The sequence below is a fragment of the Stieleria sp. genome (genome assembly GCF_041595215.1).
Lineage (GTDB): Bacteria > Planctomycetota > Planctomycetia > Pirellulales > Pirellulaceae > Stieleria > Stieleria magnilauensis.
In genome coordinates this window covers 1-2,895 of record NZ_JBFHKV010001076.1, presented here as the reverse complement: position 1 = coordinate 2,895, position 2,895 = coordinate 1, and the positions used below count along the sequence as shown (strand labels likewise).

1 protein-coding gene is annotated in these 2,895 nt (G+C 57.5%); it reads right to left on the bottom strand.

The window, feature by feature from the left end; genetic code table 11:
• Nucleotides 1–2,835 (bottom strand): Ig-like domain-containing protein (locus ABX749_RS28185; protein ID WP_372898963.1); only part of this gene is annotated, 2,835 nt, incomplete at its 3' end.
• Nucleotides 2,836–2,895: the final 60 nt, after the last annotated feature.

The window sequence follows — 2,895 nt, the reverse complement described above, 5'->3', positions numbered from 1 at the left end:
GAACGGAAGTTCGGCTTCTTGGACCGGAGCGATACTCACAACGGTCGGAGTACCGATTGCGCCGGCTGGGATTTGGATCAAGGACCCGTCGCTGCCGCGTACGATGCCCCCACCGGCATCGAGCGTTGCCGGCCCCGCCACGGGCTCCAACACCGAGACCTGAATCACTTGTTCCACGCCCTCAACGATTACTGTGATGTCGGTCTCTCCTGGATCTTTCGACGTGATCACCCCGTCCGGTGAAACTTCCACCACACTCGGATCACCGACCACATAAACGACGTTCTCAGGAACTTCTGGCGTGACGAACGTTTGATTTGTCGTCGTCAAAATCTGTCGCGTCGTGCCGTCGTTTGGCAGCGAGACCGCAAGTGGATAGACGTCAAGCGTTCCGAATCCGCGGGATGTCAGATGTTCAGCCGATGGGACGACGTTCACAACGGTCGCGGTGCGCAAGCCGTTCGCTTCGGCCACCAAAACGGAGCTTCCCCGCTCGTCGGCTGTCCCAAATCCGCCGGGGTTGATTGAAAACACTTCCGGGACACTCGAAGTGAGTGTGAAATACGACGGCGGTAACTGCACCGAATCCTGATCGGCGAAGTCACCGAGCAATTCGACGCCGTAAGATCGACCCGAATAAAGCGTCGGCGAACGCTCGACAAAGTCGAGACCTAACAACGGCGAGTCGCTGACGTTGACCGTCACTGTGCTGCTGTCGGACAGGCTGTATCCATCAGTGGCGCGTAGTTCAACCGCCGCATCACCGACGAATCCGACAGCCGGCACAAAACGGAGGCTGCTTCCCGAGTCGACGAGTGTTGCGGTCCCGCCGATCGAAGACAGGATGCTAAGGAAAACCGCATCTCCGTCGACATCGTCAGCCAGATCGGACACGGGGAAAACAACTTCAAGATTCTCGTGGGTTAGCTTCGAGTCCGAATCGAGTGTCGGCGCCAAGTTGGCCGCGAACTGCAAATTAGCGTTCAATATCTGAACATCACTGGCATCAATGATGCCGTCGCGATTCGAGTCGATCGCTACTTGATAATTCGCATCGCCGCTGCTGCTTCCGAGTGCGCCGGCAAGAAGCTGCGAATCGTTCGCATCGACGCGGCCATCTGAATTGACGTCTCCTGCGATGAAGATTTCGGCCGTGAACGCTCCGCTGGTATCGATGTCGGCACCTTCGATCGAGAGCATTCTCAACCCAGCCTGATCGATCGCGAACAGCGCGAACGCTTCGGTGGCTGTCGCGTTGCTTGCGACAGGCGTGACGCCATCAAGCCGCGGAATCGCGGGCGTCAGCGCTCCTCCGCTTCTGCTAACGTTGATCCCGACGAGCACTTCGGAAGCCTGCGTGGAGCGAATCTCCGTGTCGGCGATGGCAAAGGTGTACCGCCTTACCTGACCGGCATCGATTTGAGCCGTTACAGGGCCCCCGATGAATCGATTCGCCGTACCCAGAAACTCGCTGTTTGACGTGACCGGGCCGGTCGGAAGGTATTGAATTTGCGTTCCACTGGCACCGTCTTGAACCAATGCAAGTCTGCCCGTCGATGCGGTCTCATATTCGAAACGCTGCAATTCAGTGCTGCCGCTCTCATAAACCGTCGACAGGTTGCCGGATCGCTCGTACGCATAATGCACTGATTCACCATTTGGCGATGTAACTTGCGCAATGCCGCCGGCCTCCGAACGAATGAAGTCGAGTCGCTGAGTGCCCGAAAGGATGATTCCGGAATCAGCCACCACAAATGAGGTTCCTGATGGCATCGTCAGCCGTCTGGTATTGCCTTGAGCGTCCAACCGATACCGAGTTCCGTCCGGCGCGATTAATTCAAAGGCGCCGGAAAACCGAGAATCCGCCGGGTTGTATGGGCGACCGCTGGCGAGTTCATAAAGTCGATTCCCGGCGAGATTAAGTAGTGCATCTGCTGATTCGAGTTGGTGGCTTACTCCGCTATCCGCGACCCACTGCGGCCGATAGACGTTCACTTGGCCGCCGGATTCGCGTTTGGGCAAGAATGTGAACCCGACGCGTCGCCCCTCGGGAAGCGTCAAGTAGAGTCGTGTACCCACTTCATAAGCAGTAAATGAACCGAACGCCTCACGACCGCTCAATGCGAGGTCGGTTTCGATTCTCATCTCGCCTTCGGTCCAACGCCAGCCGTTGCCAAACTTGCCAGAAACGCCTTGTTCCAGTGAATCGTACTGGCGTTCGATGCGAAGTGTTTCACCCGCGATCGTGGTGACGACGTCGGTCTGCGTTAGGAGGAATCGCTGCGGTTTGATCTCGGTGTTGAGCTCCAACAGAATTTCATCGGTGGACTTCCTCCCGTCAAAATCGACTGCCGAGAGTTGCATTCGATAAATGCCGTTGGAGAAGTTTGCCGGGTCCAACGTCGCAATGACTGAATCGGCGATCGACGCGACGCCGCTCGCGACCGTCTTGAATTCGGCGCCCACTCGTGCAACCGCGAGTTCCCAGCGATCAAGATTCGCGTCGGTGACAGAACCCCGAACTTGGGTCAACGAGGTCAGCCGCGTGCCTTCGATCGACGAATCGATTTCAACTTGCGGTGGTTGCGTGTCCGTGCCGCTGCGAACCTTGACAATCGCTTCGGCTTGACCAACGTTACCATTGATGTCGGTCGCAGTCGCCGTGACGAAGAACTTGCCGGATTGAGAGGGAACAAACTCGGCACGGTTTCTTGAATCGAGGGCAAGCGTTTGACCGTCGACTTCAATGATGATGTCCGGAACCGCGACAAAGCTGTCGGTCGAGGCCGTGATCAGGACGCTGCGGCCGGGAACGACGGGGAAGCTCGGTGTCATCGTGATGGTAACGACGGGCGCGACAACAGACCTCGTGGCCCGAATCACGGCTGAGCGACT